13 protein-coding genes are annotated in these 18638 nt (G+C 65.0%); 12 read left to right on the top strand and 1 reads right to left on the bottom strand.

The annotated features are described in order from the left end of the window. Positions 1-204 precede the first annotated feature (204 nt). The 8 genes from LDN95_RS03915 to glgX all read left to right on the top strand — a co-directional run bounded on the left by LDN95_RS03915 (position 205) and on the right by glgX (position 13978). Entirely contained in the window at positions 205-2232 is a 2028-nt protein-coding gene (locus LDN95_RS03915) for a TonB-dependent receptor plug domain-containing protein (RefSeq protein WP_370631652.1), read from the top strand. Positions 2233-2274: 42 nt separating this feature from the next. Next, positions 2275-2817, top strand: a complete 543-nt coding sequence (locus tag LDN95_RS03910) for a cytochrome b (RefSeq protein WP_226016334.1) — start codon at positions 2275-2277, stop codon at positions 2815-2817. Between the two features lie 314 nt (positions 2818-3131). Further along, positions 3132-5555: a glycogen/starch/alpha-glucan phosphorylase gene (locus LDN95_RS03905; RefSeq protein WP_226016333.1), complete on the top strand. Its 2424-nt coding sequence runs from the start codon at positions 3132-3134 to the stop codon at positions 5553-5555. A gap of 9 nt (positions 5556-5564) precedes the next feature. Continuing rightward, complete coding sequence (gene glgB, locus LDN95_RS03900) at positions 5565-7766, top strand: 1,4-alpha-glucan branching protein GlgB (RefSeq protein WP_226016332.1); 2202 nt, start codon at positions 5565-5567, stop codon at positions 7764-7766. Next, positions 7763-9022: a glucose-1-phosphate adenylyltransferase gene (glgC, locus tag LDN95_RS03895; protein ID WP_226016331.1), complete on the top strand. Its 1260-nt coding sequence runs from the start codon at positions 7763-7765 to the stop codon at positions 9020-9022. Before glgB ends, glgC begins: the two co-directional genes overlap by 4 nt. Next, positions 9019-10518, top strand: coding sequence for a glycogen synthase GlgA (gene glgA / locus LDN95_RS03890; RefSeq protein ID WP_226016330.1), 1500 nt, complete (start codon positions 9019-9021; stop codon positions 10516-10518). The genes glgC and glgA overlap by 4 nt, the downstream gene beginning before the upstream one ends. After that, positions 10515-12143 carry an alpha-D-glucose phosphate-specific phosphoglucomutase gene (locus LDN95_RS03885; protein ID WP_226016329.1) on the top strand — a complete coding sequence of 543 codons (1629 nt, stop codon included), beginning with the start codon at positions 10515-10517 and terminating at the stop codon, positions 12141-12143. Before glgA ends, LDN95_RS03885 begins: the two co-directional genes overlap by 4 nt. After that, positions 12140-13978 carry a glycogen debranching protein GlgX gene (glgX, locus tag LDN95_RS03880; protein WP_226016328.1) on the top strand — a complete coding sequence of 613 codons (1839 nt, stop codon included), beginning with the start codon at positions 12140-12142 and terminating at the stop codon, positions 13976-13978. Before LDN95_RS03885 ends, glgX begins: the two co-directional genes overlap by 4 nt. On the opposite strand, the gene LDN95_RS03875 is transcribed toward glgX, so the two are convergent. Continuing rightward, the gene (locus tag LDN95_RS03875) at positions 13959-14654 is read right to left on the bottom strand and encodes an alpha/beta hydrolase (RefSeq protein ID WP_226016327.1); all 696 of its coding nucleotides are present in this window, start codon (positions 14652-14654) and stop codon (positions 13959-13961) included. The genes glgX and LDN95_RS03875 overlap by 20 nt on opposite strands. Before the next feature lie 225 nt (positions 14655-14879). Here LDN95_RS03875 and LDN95_RS03870 point away from each other — a divergent pair, with 225 nt between their 5' ends. From LDN95_RS03870 to LDN95_RS03855, 4 genes are all read left to right on the top strand, one after another. Next, positions 14880-15632, top strand: coding sequence for a DUF2334 domain-containing protein (locus LDN95_RS03870; RefSeq protein WP_226016326.1), 753 nt, complete (start codon positions 14880-14882; stop codon positions 15630-15632). Positions 15633-15963: 331 nt separating this feature from the next. Then, positions 15964-16890 carry a hypothetical protein gene (locus LDN95_RS03865; RefSeq protein WP_226016325.1) on the top strand — a complete coding sequence of 309 codons (927 nt, stop codon included), beginning with the start codon at positions 15964-15966 and terminating at the stop codon, positions 16888-16890. Further along, positions 16887-17417: a DUF2141 domain-containing protein gene (locus LDN95_RS03860; RefSeq protein ID WP_226016324.1), complete on the top strand. Its 531-nt coding sequence runs from the start codon at positions 16887-16889 to the stop codon at positions 17415-17417. The genes LDN95_RS03865 and LDN95_RS03860 overlap by 4 nt, the downstream gene beginning before the upstream one ends. After that, on the top strand, positions 17414-18586 hold the full coding sequence (locus LDN95_RS03855; protein WP_226016323.1) for a glycosyltransferase: 1173 nt from the start codon (positions 17414-17416) through the stop codon (positions 18584-18586). Before LDN95_RS03860 ends, LDN95_RS03855 begins: the two co-directional genes overlap by 4 nt. Positions 18587-18638 lie beyond the last annotated feature (52 nt).

The following is an 18638-nucleotide window of genomic DNA, read 5'->3' as shown; positions in this document are numbered from 1 at the left end:
AATGCGCATAGCCCCTCATCACGGTTGCGTTGTGATGCCAGATTATGCCGCAGCGCAGTATGTCCCATACGCAATTCGCCCCATGCCCAACTTTTGATTCCATGCGTAAAGAAGGGCGTTGCATTGAACTTTTTGGCACATGACGCCCACACCGCTTCAGGCTACCTGCGATTGTTCCGAGGAGCCTGAAAAACCGCCATGACAATGCGCCAAACCATTTCCATCTCTCGATTCTCCTGCCTTCCGCTGGTTGCAATCAGCCTGCTCGGCGATCCCGCAAGCGCCCATGCAGAGGCTGCCGATTCGGCGGCCCAGCAGATCGTGGTTACCGGCATCGGACTTGCGACTCCGCCCGCGACTCCGGCCTACAACGTGCAGGAGATCGATCGCGACCGCCTTCTGGCCACCGCATCGGGCCGGATCGAGGATGCGCTTTCAGGCGTCGCCGGGTTTCAGCAATTTCGCCGGTCTGACAGCCGCGCCTCCAACCCTTCGGCGCAAGGCGTCACGCTGCGGGCGCTGGGCGGCAACGCCACCAGCCGCTCGTTGGTGCTGCTGGACGGCGTACCGATGGCCGACCCGTTCTTCGGGCATATCCCGCTGTCGGCGCTGGCGCCCGAACGCTTGTCGAACATCCGCGTGACCAAGGGCGGTGGCTCCGGAGCATTCGGCGCCGGCGCGGTGGCCGGGACGATCGAGCTGACCAGCGCATCGGCGCGCGAGCTTGGGCTGTTCAACGCCCAGGGGCTGGTCGATGACCGCGGCGATACCGAGCTTTCGGGCACGGTTGCGCCGACGCTTGGCAAAGGCTTTGCCGTCGTCAGCGGGCGCTGGGACCGTGGCCCCGGCTTCTGGACCACCCCGGTCGACCAGCGCGTGCCAGCAAGCGTAAAAGCCAAGTATGAAAGCTGGTCGGCAGGTCTGCGCTACGTCACCCCGATCGCGCCGGACGTCGAATTGCAGGTGCGCGGACTGGCCTTCGACGACAACCGCACGCTGCGCTTTGCCGGGGCTGATACCGGCACCAACGGGCAGGACGGATCGATCCGCGTGGTCGGTCGCGGTCGCTGGCAGTTCGATGCGCTCGGCTATGTCCAGGCGCGCAATTTCTACAACACCGTGATCAGCGCCAGTACGTTCAAGCCCACGCTGGCGCAGCGCTCCACCCCGGCGACCGGCGCGGGCGGCAAGCTTGAGCTGCGCCCGCCGGTAGGCGCGTCCCATGTGCTGCGGCTGGGCGCAGACTGGCGCGTTGCCGAAGGGCACACCAACGAGGACACTTACAAGGCCGGCGTGGTCAGTGGTCATCGTCGCGCGGGCGGAACCAACCGCGATCTGGGGCTCTATGCCGAGGATGACTGGACTCTGGGCGCGGTCGTGCTGACCGGTGGCGTGCGCGCCGACCGCACCGCGATCAGCGGCGGCATGTTGCAGACCAGCGACCTTGCCGGAAAGCTGACCAGCGACAAGGTCTATCCCGAGCAGTCCGATTGGTCGGTCAGCGGACGCGGCGGGGTGGTGGTCCATGCCTTGCCGCACATCGACGTGCGCGCGGCGGCCTACAGCAACTTGCGCCAGCCCACGCTCAACGAGTTGTACCGCACCTTTACCGTGTTCCCGATTACCACGCTGGCCAACCCGGCGCTCGGGAACGAGCGGCTGATCGGTTATGAAGGCGGGGTGGACTGGCGCCCGCTGGCTGCGGTCACGCTGTCGCTGACCGGTTTCGACAACCGCGTGCGCCATGCCATCGCCAACGTCACGATCGATGCTACCACGCGCCAGCGCCAGAATGTCGATGCGATCCATGCGCAGGGTGTCGAGTTCTCCGCCCGCGCCGCGCTGGGCAAAGTCAGCCTGGGTGGCTCGCTGTCCTATACCAACGCCAAAGTCGAAGCGCCGGGGCAGGCGTTCGACGGCAAGCGCCCCTCGCAGACGCCGCGCTGGGCGGCCAGCGCCACCGCATCGTGGCGCCCGGCCGAACGTTGGAACCTTGCGGTGACGCTGCACCATGTCGGCCTGCAGTACGAGGACGACTTGCAGACCGATGCGCTTAAGGCGGCGACGACGCTCGATGCCTTTGCCCAGATCCCGCTGAAGGGAGCGTTCAGTCTGGTGCTGCGTGGCGAAAATCTGTTCGATGCAACGGTGGTGACGCGCAACGCCGGGGGGTCTATGGACTACGGCACCCCGCGCACGGTGTGGGCGGGTCTGCGCATCGCTGTCCGATAGGGGCTGCGAGCAAGGGTTGCACGTGAATCGAAGGACATGACCATGGCCAGCACTTTGTACCCGCCTGCCGCTGTCGCCCGCTACAACGGCGTGGCACGAACGCTGCACTGGGCGATCGCGCTGGCCATCCTGTTCAACCTGTTCACCGGGATTTTCGGCGAAAGCTTTGAAGATGTGTGGGCGTCGATGCCCTCGCACAAGGCGACCGGACTGCTCATTCTGGTGTTGTCGATCGCGCGCATCGGCTGGCGCCTGTTGTGGAAGCGGCCCGACTATCCGGCCGGGTTCAGCGCGTTTCAGCGCAAGGTGGCCGCCGCGACCCACGGCACGTTCTATCTGCTGATGCTGATCCTGCCGGTCACCGGCTGGATTTTCTCGTCGGCCGGCAAGTATCCGCTCAGCTTCTATGGCCTGTTCGCCATTCCCAAGCTGCCGTTCACCAAGGGCATGGCGATCGTCGACGCCGCCCACGAAACGCATGAACTGCTGGGCTATGGTTTCGCCGCGCTGGTCGTGCTGCACATTGCGGCGGCGGTCTATCACCAGTGGGTACTGAAGGACGGCACGCTGCAACGGATGCTGTAAAACCGCTCTGGTACGCAGTGTGTGCCCGCGCAAACGAATTTATCGCTTCCGATAAGTTTCGCAAACCGACTTTTTAGCGCAAGAAGCCGCTGCCGGTCATGCCGGTGGCGGCAACTTTTTTGTGTCGGACGCAGGTCATCGCTTGAAGTTTTTAACGCGTGTGGCCTAGTCATGGTGCAGGGAGAATTGGGCAGACAAGCCGCCGGGGGTTAAAATCACGGGCGGCAACAGGCCATGAAGGGCGCGCACAACCACCCGCTTTGCGGACGGCTCAGCCGTGCGCCCTGCCCGGGAATTCGAAGGGAGCCAGTTCCATGAGCCTCGACACCCCTCTCAGCACCGGCTCGAAAGCGGCCGAGATCGATGCCCACATCATCGACGTGCTGCGCCATCGCGTCGGCAAGGACGAACGCGCCGCAAAGCCGCACGACTGGTTCACAGCAGCGGTGCTGACGCTGCGCGACGCGGTGATCGACCGCTGGATGGAATCGACCCGGCGCACATATGATGCCGAGGGCAAGCGGGTCTATTACCTCAGCCTAGAATTCCTGATCGGCCGCCTGTTGCGCGATGCGCTGTCCAACATGGGCCTGACGCGCGAGATGGAAAAGGCGCTGGCCGCGCACGGGTTCGATCTTGCCGCGCTTGAGGAACTGGAGCCCGACGCGGCGCTGGGCAACGGTGGCCTTGGCCGTCTGGCGGCGTGCTTCATGGAAAGCCTCGCCAGTCTGGACATCCCCGCTTACGGCTATGGCATCCGCTATGTGAACGGCATGTTCCGCCAGCGTATCGACGATGGCTGGCAGGTCGAACTGCCTGAAACCTGGCTGAGCCATGGCAACCCGTGGGAATTCGACCGCCGCGAAAGCGCCTATCGCATCGGCTTTGGTGGCGAAGTGGTCGACAAGGGCGATGGCGTGGAATGGCGCCCGGCGGAGCAGGTCGAAGCCAGCGCGGTCGACACCCCGGTGGTCGGCTATCGCGGAAAGCGGGTGAACACCCTGCGGCTGTGGACGGCAACCGCGCTCGATCCGATCCGGCTCGATGCGTTCAACGCGGGCGACCACGTTGGTGCTCTGCTTGAAGAAGCGCGCGCCGATGCGCTGGTGCGGGTGCTTTACCCGGCAGATTCGACCGCTGCCGGACAGGAACTGCGGCTGCGTCAGGAGTACTTCTTCACCGCGGCCTCGATTCAGGACATCGTTCGCCGCCACGCGCAATATGCCGGTGACGTACGCACCCTGCATGAAAAGGCCGCGATCCAGCTCAACGATACCCACCCGGCGGTGGCCGTGGCCGAACTGATGCGGCTGCTGGTCGATATCCACGGACTTGAGTTCAACGAAGCGTGGGAGGTGACGAAAAAGACCGTCGGCTACACCAACCACACCCTGCTGCCCGAGGCGCTGGAATCGTGGCCTCTGCCGCTGTTCGAGCGGTTGCTGCCACGCCACATGCAGATCATCTATGCGATCAACAGCCGGGTGCTGCGCGAGGCGCGCAAGGCCGGACTGAACGATGCCGCGATCGCCGCGATCAGCCTGATCGACGAACACGGCGAGCGCCGCGTGCGCATGGCCAATCTGGCTTTCGTCGGCGCGCACAGCATCAACGGCGTCGCCGCGCTGCACACCGATCTGATGAAGACCACCGTTTTTGCGGATCTGCACGCGCTGTATCCCACGCGCATCAACAACAAGACCAACGGCGTCACCCCGCGCCGCTGGCTGCAGCAGTGCAATCCGGGTCTGGTGTCGGTGATCAAGGACGCCATCGGCCCCGAATTTCTGGAAGACGCCACCAAGCTGGCCGATCTCAACGCGCTGGCTGATGACGCGCATCTTGGCGAGCGCATCGCCGAGGTGAAGCGCTCGAACAAGGTGGCGCTGTCCAACCATCTCAAGCAGTTGACCGGCGTGCGGCTCGATCCCGATGCGCTGTTCGACGTACAGATCAAGCGCATCCACGAATACAAGCGGCAGTTGCTCAACCTGATCGAGACGGTTGCGCTGTATGACCAGATCCGCAGCCACCCCGAACGCGACTGGGTGCCGCGCGTCAAGATCTTCGGTGGCAAAGCAGCGTCGAGCTATCACAACGCCAAGCTGACGATCAAACTGGCCAACGATATCGCCCGGCGGGTCAATTCCGACCCTGCGGTGGGCGGATTGCTCAAGGTCGTGTTCGTGCCCAACTACAACGTGACGCTGGCCGAACGGATCATTCCGGCAGCCGACCTGTCGGAGCAGATCTCGACCGCAGGCATGGAAGCGTCGGGCACCGGCAACATGAAGTTCGCACTCAACGGCGCGCTGACCATCGGCACGCTCGATGGCGCCAACATCGAGATCAAGGATCATGTCGGTGACGACAACATCGTGATCTTCGGCCTGACCGCCGACGAAGTGGCCCACCAGCGCGGCAATGGCTACAACCCGCGCGCGATCATCGAAGCGTCGAAGGAGTTGCAGCAGGCGATCAACGCGATTGCCTCTGGCGTGTTCAGCCCCGATGACCGCGACCGCTACAAGGCGCTGATGGGCGGCATCTATGACAGCGACTGGTTCATGGTCGCCGCCGATTTCGATGCCTACCACACCGCGCAACGCGGCATCGATCGGCGCTGGGAAGATCAGGCGGCATGGCGCGCCAGCGCGATACGGAACATCGCCAATGTCGGATGGTTTTCATCGGATCGCACCATCAGCGAATATGCCCGCGACATCTGGGGGGTCTGAGAACACACCATGAAACCGCCGGCGCGTGCCATCGAGGCCCTGTTCGAGGGCACGCAGGCCGACCCGTTTGCGCTGCTTGGGCTGCATCGCGGCCCCGGCGGCACGTTTGCCCGCGCCTTCCTGCCCGGAGCCGAGCTGGCCGAGGCGCACGCGCTCGACGGCACGTTGCTCGGTACGCTCGAACGGACCGATCCGCGCGGCCTGTTCGAAGGCAAAGTTCTGGGCGATCCGCAGCCGGTGACGTATCGCTGCCGTGCGGGCGAACATGCATGGCAGGTATGTGATCCCTACACGTTCGGCCCGGTGCTGGGGCCGATGGACGACTTCCTGATCGCCAAGGGCGCGCATTTCCGTCTGTTCGACAAGCTGGGCGCACACGTGATCGACCATCAGGGGGCGCGCGGCGTGCACTTCGCGGTGTGGGCGCCCAACGCGCAACTTGTCAGCGTGGTGGGTGACTTCAACGGCTGGGATCACCGGTTCCATCCGATGCGACGGCGTGCCGATATCGGCGTGTGGGAAATCTTCATCCCCGGCATCGGCACCGGCAATGCCTACAAGTACCGCATCACCGGCCCCGATGGCACGATCCAGCCCCTAAAGGCCGATCCTTATGCGTTTTTTTCAGAGCTGCGCCCGGCCACTGCCTCAATCGTGGCGCAGCCGGGCAAGCGCGACGACTGGAACGATGCCCCCCACCGCGCGCATTGGGCCAAGGTCGATCCGCGCCGGGTGCCGATCACGATCTACGAAGTCCACGCCGGATCGTGGCGCAAGCCGGACGACGGGCGCGAGTTCTTCACGTGGGACGAACTGGCCGACCGACTGATCCCCTACTGCCTCGACATGGGGTTCACCCATATCGAGTTTCTGCCGGTGTCCGAGCACCCTTATGATCCGTCTTGGGGCTATCAGACTACCGGGCTCTACGCTCCCAGCGCTCGGTTCGGCGGGCCAGACGGGTTCGCCCGGTTCGTCGATGGCGCGCATCAGGCCGGGCTTGGCGTGCTGATCGACTGGGTGCCTGCGCACTTCCCCACCGACGCGCATGGCCTTGCGCGGTTCGACGGCACGCATCTGTACGAGCATCAGGATCCACGGCTGGGCTTCCACCCCGACTGGAACACCGCGATCTACAACTTCGGGCGGCGCGAGGTGGAAAGCTTCCTCGTCAACAACGCGCTGTTCTGGGCCGAAGAGTACCATGTCGACGGGCTGCGCGTGGATGCCGTGGCCTCGATGCTGCACCGCGACTATTCGCGGCCAGCCGGGCAGTGGCTGCCCAACGCGCAAGGCGGTCGCGAGAACTGGGAGGCGGTGGCGTTCCTGCAGGGCATGAACCGCGCGGTCCATGCGGCGCAGGACGGGTTCCTGACGATGGCCGAGGAATCGACCACATGGCCGGGGGTCTGCCTGCCCGCCCCTGCCCCCGATGCGCAAGGCACCGGCCTTGGCTTCGGGTTCAAGTGGAACATGGGTTTCATGAACGATACGCTGAAGTACATGAGCCGCGACGCGGCGCACCGGCGCTATCACCACGACGACATCACCTTCGGCCTGATGTACGCCTTTACCGAAAACTTCGTGCTGCCGCTCAGCCATGACGAGGTGGTCCACGGCAAGGGCTCGCTGCTCCACAAGATGAGCGGCGATGATTGGCAAAAGTTCGCCTCGTTGCGCGCCTATTACGGGTTGATGTGGGGCTATCCGGGCAAGAAGCTGCTGTTCATGGGGCAGGAGTTTGCCCAGCGCCGCGAATGGAGCGAGGCGCGCGAGCTTGATTGGGACATGCTGCAATACGCCCCGCATCAGGGCATTCAGGCATGGGTGCGCGACCTGAACCGCACCTATCGCAAGACCGCGGCGCTGCATGCGCGCGATTGCGAGGTCGAAGGCTTCGAATGGCTGGTGGTCGATGACATGGCCGCCAGCGTGTTCGCGTGGGTGCGCCGCGCGCCCGGATCGCCCGATGCCGTGCCTCCCGTCGTCGTCGTCAGCAACATGACGCCGACACTGCACGATCACTATCGCCTGCCGCTGCCACACAACGGCAAATGGCGCGAGTTACTCAATAGCGACTCTGCCCTCTATGGTGGATCGGGCCAGGGCAACCTGGGGGGAATCACGGCGATCGACGGGGCGGCACTGGTCGTGCTGCCACCGTTGGCAACGGTTATGTTCATCTTCGAAGGGACCGGAGAGAGGGTATGAGGGACAGTTTCGGCCAACCGCTGGCACGCGAAGCCATGGCCTATGTGCTTGCCGGAGGGCGCGGCAGCCGCCTGAAGGAATTGACCGATAACCGCGCCAAACCGGCGGTCTATTTCGGCGGGGTCAGCCGGATCATCGACTTTGCGCTGTCGAACGCGATCAACTCGGGCATCCGCAGGATCGGCGTGGCCACGCAGTACAAGGCGCATTCGCTGATCCGCCACATGAACCGGGCGTGGAACTTCCTGCGGCCCGAACGCAACGAAAGCTTCGACATCCTGCCCGCATCGCAGCGCGTTTCGGAAAGCCAGTGGTACGAAGGCACCGCCGACGCGGTGTACCAGAACATCGACATCATCGAGAGCCATGCGCCGCGCTATATGGTCATCCTTGCCGGCGACCACATCTACAAGATGGACTACGAGCTGATGCTGCGCCAGCACGTCAATTCGGGCGCTGACGTGACGATCGGCTGTCTGGTCGTCAGCAAAGCCGAAGCGACCGGGTTCGGCGTGATGGCGGTCGATGAACAGAGCATCATCACCGACTTCATCGAGAAGCCTGCCGATCCGCCGACGATCCCCGGTGACGACGCGCATTCGCTCGCCTCGATGGGCATCTATGTGTTCGAAACGAAATTCCTGTTCGAACAGCTGCGGCGCGATGCGGCGACGCCCGGCTCGACCCGCGACTTTGGCGGCGACATCATCCCCTACATCGTCAAGCACGGCAAGGCAGTGGCCCACCGCTTCACCGAAAGCTGCGTGCGCGCGGCCGAGGAAATCGGCGAATACTGGCGCGATGTGGGCACTCTGGATGCCTATTTCGACGCCAATCTCGACCTGACCGACACGGTGCCCAAGCTCAACATGTATGACCGCGACTGGCCGATCTGGACCGACCAGATCGTCGCCGCTCCGGCCAAGTTCGTGCACGATCTGGATGGACGGCGCGGCATGGCGATCTCGTCGCTGATCAGCCAGGACTGCATCGTTTCGGGCGCATTGGCCAAGCGCAGCCTGCTGTTCACCGGGGTGAAAATGGGCTCGTTCTCGTCAGTCGAGGATGGGGTGATCCTGCCTTACTGCAACATCGGGCGCAGCGCGCGGCTCAAGCGGGTGATCCTCGATTCGGGCGTGCGCATTCCCGAAGGGCTGGTCGTGGGCGAAGACCCGGTGCTTGACGCAAAGCGCTTTCGCCGCACCGAAAACGGCGTGTGCCTGATCACCAAGGCGATGATCGACGCCCTGCCATGAGCGAGAATGTACCGCTCAACCCGCCCGCCCGTGCGCGCTTGCGGGTGCTTTCGGTCGCGTCCGAGGCCGTTCCGCTGATCAAGACCGGTGGCCTTGCCGATGTGGCGGGCGCCCTGCCCGCCGCGCTAGCCCCGCACGGCGTGGCAATGACCACGCTGCTGCCGGGTTATCCAGCGGTGCTGCGTGCGGTTCTTCCTGCCGGGCGCGCCAAGCCCAAAGTGCTGCACTCGTGGGATTCGTTGCTGGGCGAACCGGCACGCCTGCTGGCCGGAACCATCGGCGGCCACCCGCTGCTGGTGGTCGATGCCCCGGGGCTGTTTCACCGCGAAGGCGGGCCATACAGCGATGTTTCGGGGCAGGACTGGGCCGACAACTGGCGCCGTTTTGCCGCGTTCAGCCGCGCGGCGGCCGACATTGCCACAGGGGCGGTGCCAAAACTGGCGTTCGATCTGGTCCACGCGCATGACTGGCAGGCGGCGCTGACCCCGGCCTACATCCGCTTTGCCCCTTTCGAGCGGGCCGTGCCCTCGGTCATGACGATCCACAACATGGCGTTTCAGGGCCATTATGGCGCGGATATCTTCCCCTTCCTTGGCCTGCCGCCAGAAGCCTGGTCGGTCAGCGGGGTTGAGTACCACGGCGGTGTCGGGCTGCTGAAGGCGGGGCTGGAATCGGCGTGGGCGGTCACTACAGTCAGCCCGACGTATGCCCGTGAAATCCGCACCCGCGAATTCGGCATGGGGCTGGAAGGGCTGATCCAGAGCCGGGGCGACAGCGTGCACGGCATCGTCAACGGCATAGACAATACGGATTGGAACCCTGAGGCCGACAAGGCGCTCGCCGCAGCTTATTCCGTCCGCACGCTGCCCAAGCGGAGGGCCAACAAGCGCGCGCTGGAACAGGTTTTCGGGCTTGAGCCAGGCGATGGGCCGCTGTTCGTGGTGGTCAGCCGCCTGACCTGGCAGAAGGGCATGGACGTGCTGCTCGAATGCATCGACCATCTGGTCGGCATCGGTGGGCGGCTGGCGCTGCTGGGATCGGGCGACAAGGCGATGGAGACCGAGTTCCACGCCGCTGCCGCACGCCATCCCGGCCGCGTGGGCATCCGCATCGGTTATAACGAAGCGCTGTCGCACCAGTTGCAGGGCGGGGGCGACGCCATTCTGGTGCCCAGCCGCTTCGAACCGTGCGGGCTGACCCAGCTTTATGGCCTTGCCTATGGCTGCGTACCGGTGGTCAATCGTACCGGCGGCCTTGCCGATACGATCATCGACGCAAATCTTGCCGCGCTTAACGCCGGTGTAGCAACTGGCGTGCAATTCAACGCCGTGCACTATGGTGCGCTGGCCGAAGCGATCAGCCGGACGGTCGCCCTTCACGGGCAGCCCGAAGTCTGGCGCCAGATCCAGCGCGCTGGCATGAAAACCGATTTTTCGTGGGGCCAAAGCGGACGTGCCTATGCCGCGCTCTATGCCCGACTGGTGGAGGCTCAATGATCGTCACGGTTCCCTCGTCGCCCTATGCCGGACAAAAGCCCGGCACGTCTGGCCTGCGCAAGAAGGTCAAGGTCTTCGCGCAAGCCAACTATGCCGAGAACTTCATCCAGGCGGTGTTCGATGTGGTCGAGCGCGAGCCGGGCACCACGCTGGTGATCGGCGGCGACGGGCGTTACCACAACCGCACTGTCATCCAACAGGCCATCCGCATCGCGGCGGCCAACGGCTATGGCCGCGTGCTGGTGGGGCAAGGCGGCATCCTGTCGACGCCTGCTGCCAGCAACGTGATCCGCAAGTACGGCGCCAGCGGTGGCCTTGTGCTCTCGGCCAGCCACAATCCGGGTGGGCCGGACGAGGACTTCGGCATCAAGTACAACATCGCCAACGGTGGCCCCGCCCCCGAAGGCGTGACCGACGCGATCTATGCCCGCACCCAGACCATCGACCGCTGGCTGACGGTGGAAACGGCGGACGTCGACCTCGACACGATCGGTTCGACCGAAGTCGCCGGGCTAACTGTCGAAGTGATCGATTCGGTCGCCGACTACGCTGACCTGATGGAAACGCTGTTCGATTTCGCCGCGATCCGGGCCGCCGTGGCCAAGGGCCTGACGATGAGCTTCGATGCGATGAGCGCGGTCACCGGACCCTATGGCGTCGAAATCCTTGAACGGCGGCTGGGCTTTGCCCCCGGCACGGTCAAGAACGGCGTGCCACTTGAGGACTTCGGCGGGCACCACCCCGATCCCAACATGGTCCATGCGCACGAACTGTTCGAACTGATGTTCAGCGACGCGGCGCCCGATTTCGGCGCGGCATCCGATGGCGATGGCGATCGCAACCTGATCGTCGGGCGTGGCCGCTTCGTGACCCCGTCCGACAGTCTGGCGATGCTGGCGGCCAATGCCCACCTTGCGCCGGGCTATGCCGCAGGCCTCAAGGGCATTGCCCGTTCGATGCCGACCAGCGCCGCCGCCGACCGCGTGGCCGAAGGCCTTGGCATCCCGCTGTACGAAACGCCGACCGGCTGGAAGTTCTTCGGCACCTTGCTCGACGCTGGCCTTGCCACGATCTGCGGCGAGGAAAGCGCAGGGACCGGATCGGACCACGTCCGCGAAAAGGACGGGCTGTGGGCGGTGCTGCTGTGGCTCAACATTCTGGCTGTGCGCGGCATCAGCGTTGACCAATTGGCGCGCGAGCACTGGACCAAATACGGCCGGAACTACTACGCCCGCCACGATTATGAAGCGCTGCCAAGCGACGTGGCCGATGCGCTGATCTGTGAACTGACCGCCGCACTGCCGAGCCTGCCGGGCAAGGCGTTCGGGCCACTGGTGGTCGAAACCGCCGACAGCTTTGGCTATACCGACCCGGTTGATGGCTCGATCAGCCTGAAACAGGGCTTGCGCGTGCTGTTCGTGGGAGGATCGCGGATCGTGTTTCGCCTCTCGGGCACCGGTACCGAAGGCGCGACTTTGCGCGTCTATCTCGAAAACTACGAGCCTGCCGACGGCAACCTCGATCAGGAAACGCCCGACGCGCTGGCCGACCTGATCGCGGCGGCCGATGCGGTGGCCGGCATCGTGCGCCACACCGGCCGCACCGAGCCCAGCGTCATCACATGACGGCAATCGCGGGGCCGGATCGGACACACTTCCGCGTCCGCGCCCCGCGTGCCGAAAGCGTGTGGCTGTGCCTGTTCGACGGAACGAGCGAGCAGCGCATCGCGATGACGCGCGATGGTCAGGACTGGGTGCTCGATCTGGCCGGTGACATGTCCGGCGCTCGCTATGGCTTCCGCGCCGATGGCGTCTGGGCTCCGGAGCGCGGATCGTGGTTCGATCCGGCCAAACTGCTGGTCGACCCGCACGCGATAGAGTTGGACAGGCGCTTCGCTTTCCATCCCGATCTGTCGGCGTTCGGGGTGGATACCGAACGCCATGTGCCGCGCGCAATCGTCCCTCCGCCGCTGCCCGAGGTGGCGCCGCAACCGCCGCTGTTCGTGCCCGGTGGGTTGATCTATGAATTGAACGTCCGCGGCTTCACCATGCTGCACCCCGATGTGCCGCCAGAGCTGCGCGGGACAGTCGCTGCCTTGGCGCATCCGGCGGTGATCGCGCATTTCAGGAAGTTGCACGTCAGCGCCATCGAACTCATGCCGATCGTGGCGTGGATCGATGAGCGCCATCTGCCCGCACTCGGCTTGACCAACGCCTGGGGTTACAACCCGGTGGCGCTGATGGCGCTCGATCCGCGCATATGTCCCGGTGGCGTGGCCGAACTGCGCGAAACGGTGGCAAAGCTGCGCGAGGCCGGGATCGGGGTGCTGCTCGATCTGGTGTTCAACCACACCGGCGAAAGCGATGTGCTCGGCCCGGTCATCAGCCTGCGCGGGCTCGACAACGGTGCCTACGCCCATGCGCCCGACGGCACGCTGATCAACGATACCGGCTGCGGCAACACGCTGGACTTCGCCAATCCGGCGGTGCGCGTGTTGACCATTGATGCCTTGCGCCACTTCGTGCGGCATTGCGGGGTCGACGGCTTCCGCTTCGATCTGGCCCCGGTACTGGCGCGCGGGCCGGGCTTTGACGCGCAGGCACCGATCTTTGCCGAAATCGCCGCCGACCCGTGGCTCGCCGACCGGGTGCTGATCGCCGAGCCATGGGATATCGGACCGCAAGGCTATCAGTTGGGGCGCTTTCCCGAAAACTGGCTAGAATGGAACGACGTGTTCCGCGACGACGTACGCCGGTTCTGGCGCGGTGAAGGCCCGGTCCACGACGGTGCGGTCAACGATGGTGCGGTCGGCATCGGTGCACTTGCGACGCGCATGGCCGGATCGGCCGATCTGTTCGGACCTTGCGCCGACCATGCCTGCCGCTCGATCAACTTCGTCGCCGCGCACGATGGCTTCACACTGGCCGACATGCTGGCCTTCGCCCATCGCCACAATTGGGCAAATGGCGAGGACAACCGCGATGGCCATGGCGACAACCATAGTTGGAACAACGGCGCCGAAGGGCCAAGCGCCGACCCAGCCGTACAGGCGCGCAGACAACTCTATGCGCGGGCGTTGCTGGGTACGCTGTTCCTGTCAGCCGGGTCGATCATGCTGACCGCTGGCGACGAGTTCGGGCGCAGCCAGCAAGGCAACAACAATGCCTATTGTCAGGACAACCCGATCACCTGGATCGACTGGAGCGCGCGTGATCTGGCGCTTGAGGCCCATGTTGCCGCACTTGGCGCGTGGCGCGCGGCCCAAACCGCTGCAACCATGGCGCGGTTTCCCGACGACGGCACCTGGCTGGCGCTTGAGGGCGCACCGATGGACGTGGTGCGCTGGGAAGATCCGAACACAGCCGGGGTGCAATGGCGCGACGCCGATGGCGCCAGAGGCTGGCGCATCGACCGGGCCCAGCGCATCGCCGAACCGCTGGTCAGGCCCCCAGCCGCCTGAGCGCAGGGTCGATGCGGACTGGCGCGGGATTGACCGCCGCCAGGTTGGCATCGCGGGCGCCCTCGTCCAGTGACAGCGGCTCTGGCAGCAACTGGTTGAGCAACAGACGGCCGAACGCCCACGGCCCAATGCCCGACTGTGCGTTGATATGGCCGATCCCACCGGCATCGGCAAAGCGAGCGCCCCACGTGCGCGCCATGCGACGCGCTTGACCGACCGTGGCATAAGGATCGTCGCGGCTGCCGACGACGATCGCGGGGAACGGCAATTCGGCACCCGGCACCGGGGCAAAGCGGGTCAGCCGACGGTCGAGCGGTCGCTCCTCGACATCGGGCGGTGCGACCAGCAGTGCGCCGATCACCGGGCTTTCCGCGGCTTCTCCGGACAAGCGTTGCTGGCCGCGCAGTTCGTATTCGGCCCACCACGCCACCGCATGACACCCCAGCGAATGCGCCACCAGGACCACTGGCCGCCCGGCTCGGGCGATGGCGAGGTTGATCTTGTTGACCCAGGTGTTGCGGTGGGGATCGTCCCACAGTCCCAGATCGACGCGGTGACAATCGGGCAGGATCGCCTCCCACAGCGATTGCCAGTGCCCCGGACCGCTGTTGCCGAGGCCCGGCACGGTAAGGATCATTGGGCTGCCGCTCGATCTGCGGCGCGAATCGTCGGCCATGGTCTGATCTCCGCATCACCATCGGCCAAACAAGGCGAGTCGCCGCACGTGGCCGAAGCGAAAAGACTATCTCAATTCAATGGATAGACAATAGACCTGAGCCAGTCCGGCAACCAATTTCGACCGGCTGCGGGCGCGGCCCGCGGCAAACGCTTGCCGCACCGTGATGCGTTTTTGCGTTGCAACTTGCGCTCATGTGCGACAGTCGGGCATCTGAGCACCGAGATGACCACCCCTGACCCTTCCAGACGCCTGCTGGTGTCGATCCACGATGTTTCGCCCCGGTCGGAACGGCAGGTGGACCAATTGGCGGACGCGCTTGCGCACCGGCTGGGCGGTCCCAACTTTGCCATGCTGGTCATCCCCGACCACTGGCGTGAGGCGCCGATCGCCGACAACGCCGCGTTCCATGCCCGTTTGCGCGACTGGGCCGATCAGGGCATCGAGATGTTCCTGCATGGATGGTGTCACCGTGACGAAACCCCAGCCACCGCCGGGCTGGCGGGGTTCAAGGGCAAGCACATGACCGCCGGCGAAGGCGAGTTCCTCAACCTGCCCCACGCCACCGCCTTGGCGCGGATGACCGAGGGCAAGGCGATGCTCGAGGACATCCTCGGACGGAGCGTGGCAGGCTTCATCGCCCCGGCCTGGCTTTATGGCGAAGGCGCGTTGCAGGCGCTGGGCGAAGCGGGCTTTGCGCTGGCCGAAGATCACATGAAGGTGTGGCAACCGACCGGCGGAGCAGTCCTGGCGCGCGGGCCAGTGATTACCTGGGCCAGCCGCAGCCCCGCGCGCATTCGCAGTTCGCTGATGTTTTCGCGGCTGGCCCGGCTCGCCCTGCCGCTTACCCGCACGGTGAGGGTCGCTGTTCATCCTGGCGACACTACCGTGCCCGCATTGCTCGATTCCATCGATCGCACCCTGGTGCGGTTTACCCGCAGCCATCGCCCGGCCCGCTATGCCGAACTGATCGGATGACCATGGCTGCACGCTTCTGTTCACCCGGGCTTCACAACCCCGTTGGCATGGGCTGGAATGGTGGCGGTTTATCGGGTGACAACGCTCAGGCGGGGCAAACCCTTCGCGAAGGCTGGACCTGCACGGCAATCGCCCGTAAACGCTCGCCACCGCGCGGGGTCGATCGATACGGCCGGTCTTGCGGCATGGGGATAGGGAGTACCTGGAAGCCGATGTCCGATTTTCACCGGCCCAACGCCCTGCCTTGCGCCACGACACAGCGCGATAGCCACTCAACCGGCCCCGGCAGCGGCCATCTTGGCGCCACCATTTCGACGGCAGGGACGCGCGCATGAGCAGTGCCCCCGGCCCCGAGACCCTGACCCCGCCACTTCCCGAAGCGGCACCGACGGTAAGCGCGCTGCGTAAGTGGAGTTCCTATGTCGGCCCGGCGATCTCGCTGGCAATTCTGGTGGCCGTGCTGGTCCGCCTGCGCGCGCTCGACTGGGGCAGCGTCTGGGCGATCATTCCCACCTCGCCGCTGATCTGGACCGTGCTGGCCGCCAGCTATCTGGCAGGACCGTTCGCCGACTGGGTCATCTTCCGCCGCCTTTGGGGCATCCCCGCGACGGGCATCTTTCCCCTGCTCAAGAAAATGATCGGCAACGAACTGCTGCCGATCAACTATGTCGGTGAAGTCTATTTCTACGACTGGGCGCGGCGGCATGTAAAGATCGACGCCTCGCCATTCGGCGCGGTCAAGGACGTGGCGATCCTGTCGGCTCTTGCCGGCAACATCGTTACCGTGATCATGCTGGCCTTCACCTGGCCGCTGATCATCAATCTGGGGCTGGGCGACAATTCGCTCTATTTCTTCGGCTCGATTGCGTTCGTGCTGGTCACCTCGATCGCGATCATGTTCTTCCGCAAGGGGCTGCTCAGCCTGCCCAAGCCGCAATTGTGGTACATCTTTGCCGTCCACTGCGCGCGCATCGTGGCCAATACCAGCTTGTCGGCGCTGGCGTGGCACCTGATCCTGCCCGAAGTGCCCATCGGTCCGTGGCTGCTGTTCGCGACCGTACGCCTGCTGGTCGCCCGCCTGCCGTTCATTCCCAACAAGGACATCACATTCGCCGGAATCTCCACGCTGCTGGCCGGCAAGGAAGTTCAGACCGGAGACATGATCGCCATGATATCGCTGCTGATCGTGGCGACCCATGTCATCCTGTTCATCGCCATGCTGCTGCTCGATCTGATCCAGAAGGAGAAGAATGCATGAAACGACTGGCTGCGCTGGTGGTGGCCTTACCGCTGCTGACCGCCGCCTATATCCCTTCCGGCCCCGAACTGGGCAAAGCCGAAGGGCAATGTCGTTCTGGCGAATCCGGGCCGGCCTTTCTGGTCGACGTGGCCGGGGTCAAGGATCACACCGGCAAACTGAAGCTGGAAGTCTATCCGGCCAACGACACCGATTTCCTTGCCGACGACAACGTGCTGTTGATGGCGGGCAAGACCTTTCGCCGGGTCGAAGTGCCGATGCCGGCCGACGCCACCCCGCGCCTGTGCGTGCGCCTGCCCGGTCCCGGCGCTTATGCTGTCACGGTGCTGCATGACCGCGATGGTAATCGCAAGTTCAACTGGACACGCGATGGCATCGGTTTTTCCGGCAATCCCAGCCTTGGCATTTCCAAGCCGTCCGCCCGCAGCGTGACCGCCAGCGCCGGAAGCGGCCTCACCACGTTGCGGATCGTGATGAATTACCGTAACGGGCTGTTCTCGGTCGGGCCGATCAAGGGCACACGATGAAGCTGGTTGATGTCTGCGCGTTTTACGCCCCCAAGGGCGGCGGTGTCCGCACTTACGTGGATCGCAAGCTCAAGGCGGGGGCCGCCATGGGCCACGAGGTGGTCGTCATCGCCCCCGGCGAGCGCGATCATGTTGAGGAACGCGGCCCCAACGCGCGGATCATCTGGCTGAAATCCACGGTCTTTCCGCTGGATTTCAACTACCGCTATTTCAGCGACATCCCTGCGCTTTATGCCACGCTCGATCGCGAAAACCCCGATTTCGTCGAGGCATCGTCGCCCTGGCGCAGCGCCAGCGTAATCGCCGAATGGCCCGGCAAGGCGCCGCGCGCGCTGATCATGCACGCCGACCCGCTGTCGGCCTATGCCTATCGCTGGCTTGATCCGGTGGCCAAGCGGGACACGATCGACGGCCTGTTCGACCGCTATTGGCGCCATTTGCGCAAGCTTGACCAGTCTTATGACATGATCGTCAGCGCCAGCCCGGGGCTGTCTGCGCGGCTGACCACCGGTGGTTTGCACCGTGTCGTGACCAACCCGATGGGCGTCGATCCGGGCGTGTTCTCCCCCGGTTTTCGCGACCCGGCGTTGCGGCGCGGATTGCTTGAACGCTGCGAGCTGCCCGAGGATGCGACGTTGCTGCTCGGTGTCGGCCGTTTCGCCCCGGAAAAGCGCTGGCCGATGCTGGTCGATGCGGTTGCTGCCGCTGGCAACAGCCAGCCGGTCGGGCTGGTGCTCGCCGGGCAAGGTCGCGACCGCAAGGCGATCGAGCGGCGCATCGGCGGCAACCCGCACGTGCGCATCCTTGCCCCGATCACCGACCGTCCGGGCCTTGCCCGGTTGATGGCCAGCGCCGACGCCCTGCTGCACGGGTGCGAGGCGGAGACGTTCTGCATGGTCGCCGCCGAGGCGTGTGCGAGCGGTCTGCCGCTGATCGCGCCGGACGAAGGCGGCGCGGCCGATCAGGCGCGCGCCAACAACGGCTTCATCTACAAGTCGGCCGATACCGCAGCGGCTGCTCAGGCGATCGTCGAATATTGTGTCGGCCGGGCTGCCGGGGTGACCGGCCCCCGCGCCGAGATCGCCGCGCCGCGCACGATGGACGATCACTTCCGCGAACTGTTCGCCAGCTACGAGCGCCTGATCACGCCGAGCCGCCGCGCCGCCTGAGGCGGCAGGGACAACCGGCCCAGCGCCGCCAAAGCGCCAAGATCCGCGCCAA

The organism is Novosphingobium sp. FKTRR1, from assembly GCF_020404405.1.
GTDB lineage: Bacteria > Pseudomonadota > Alphaproteobacteria > Sphingomonadales > Sphingomonadaceae > Novosphingobium.
Note: the sequence above shows the minus strand (reverse complement) of the source record. Positions and strands in the feature narration are given on the sequence as shown.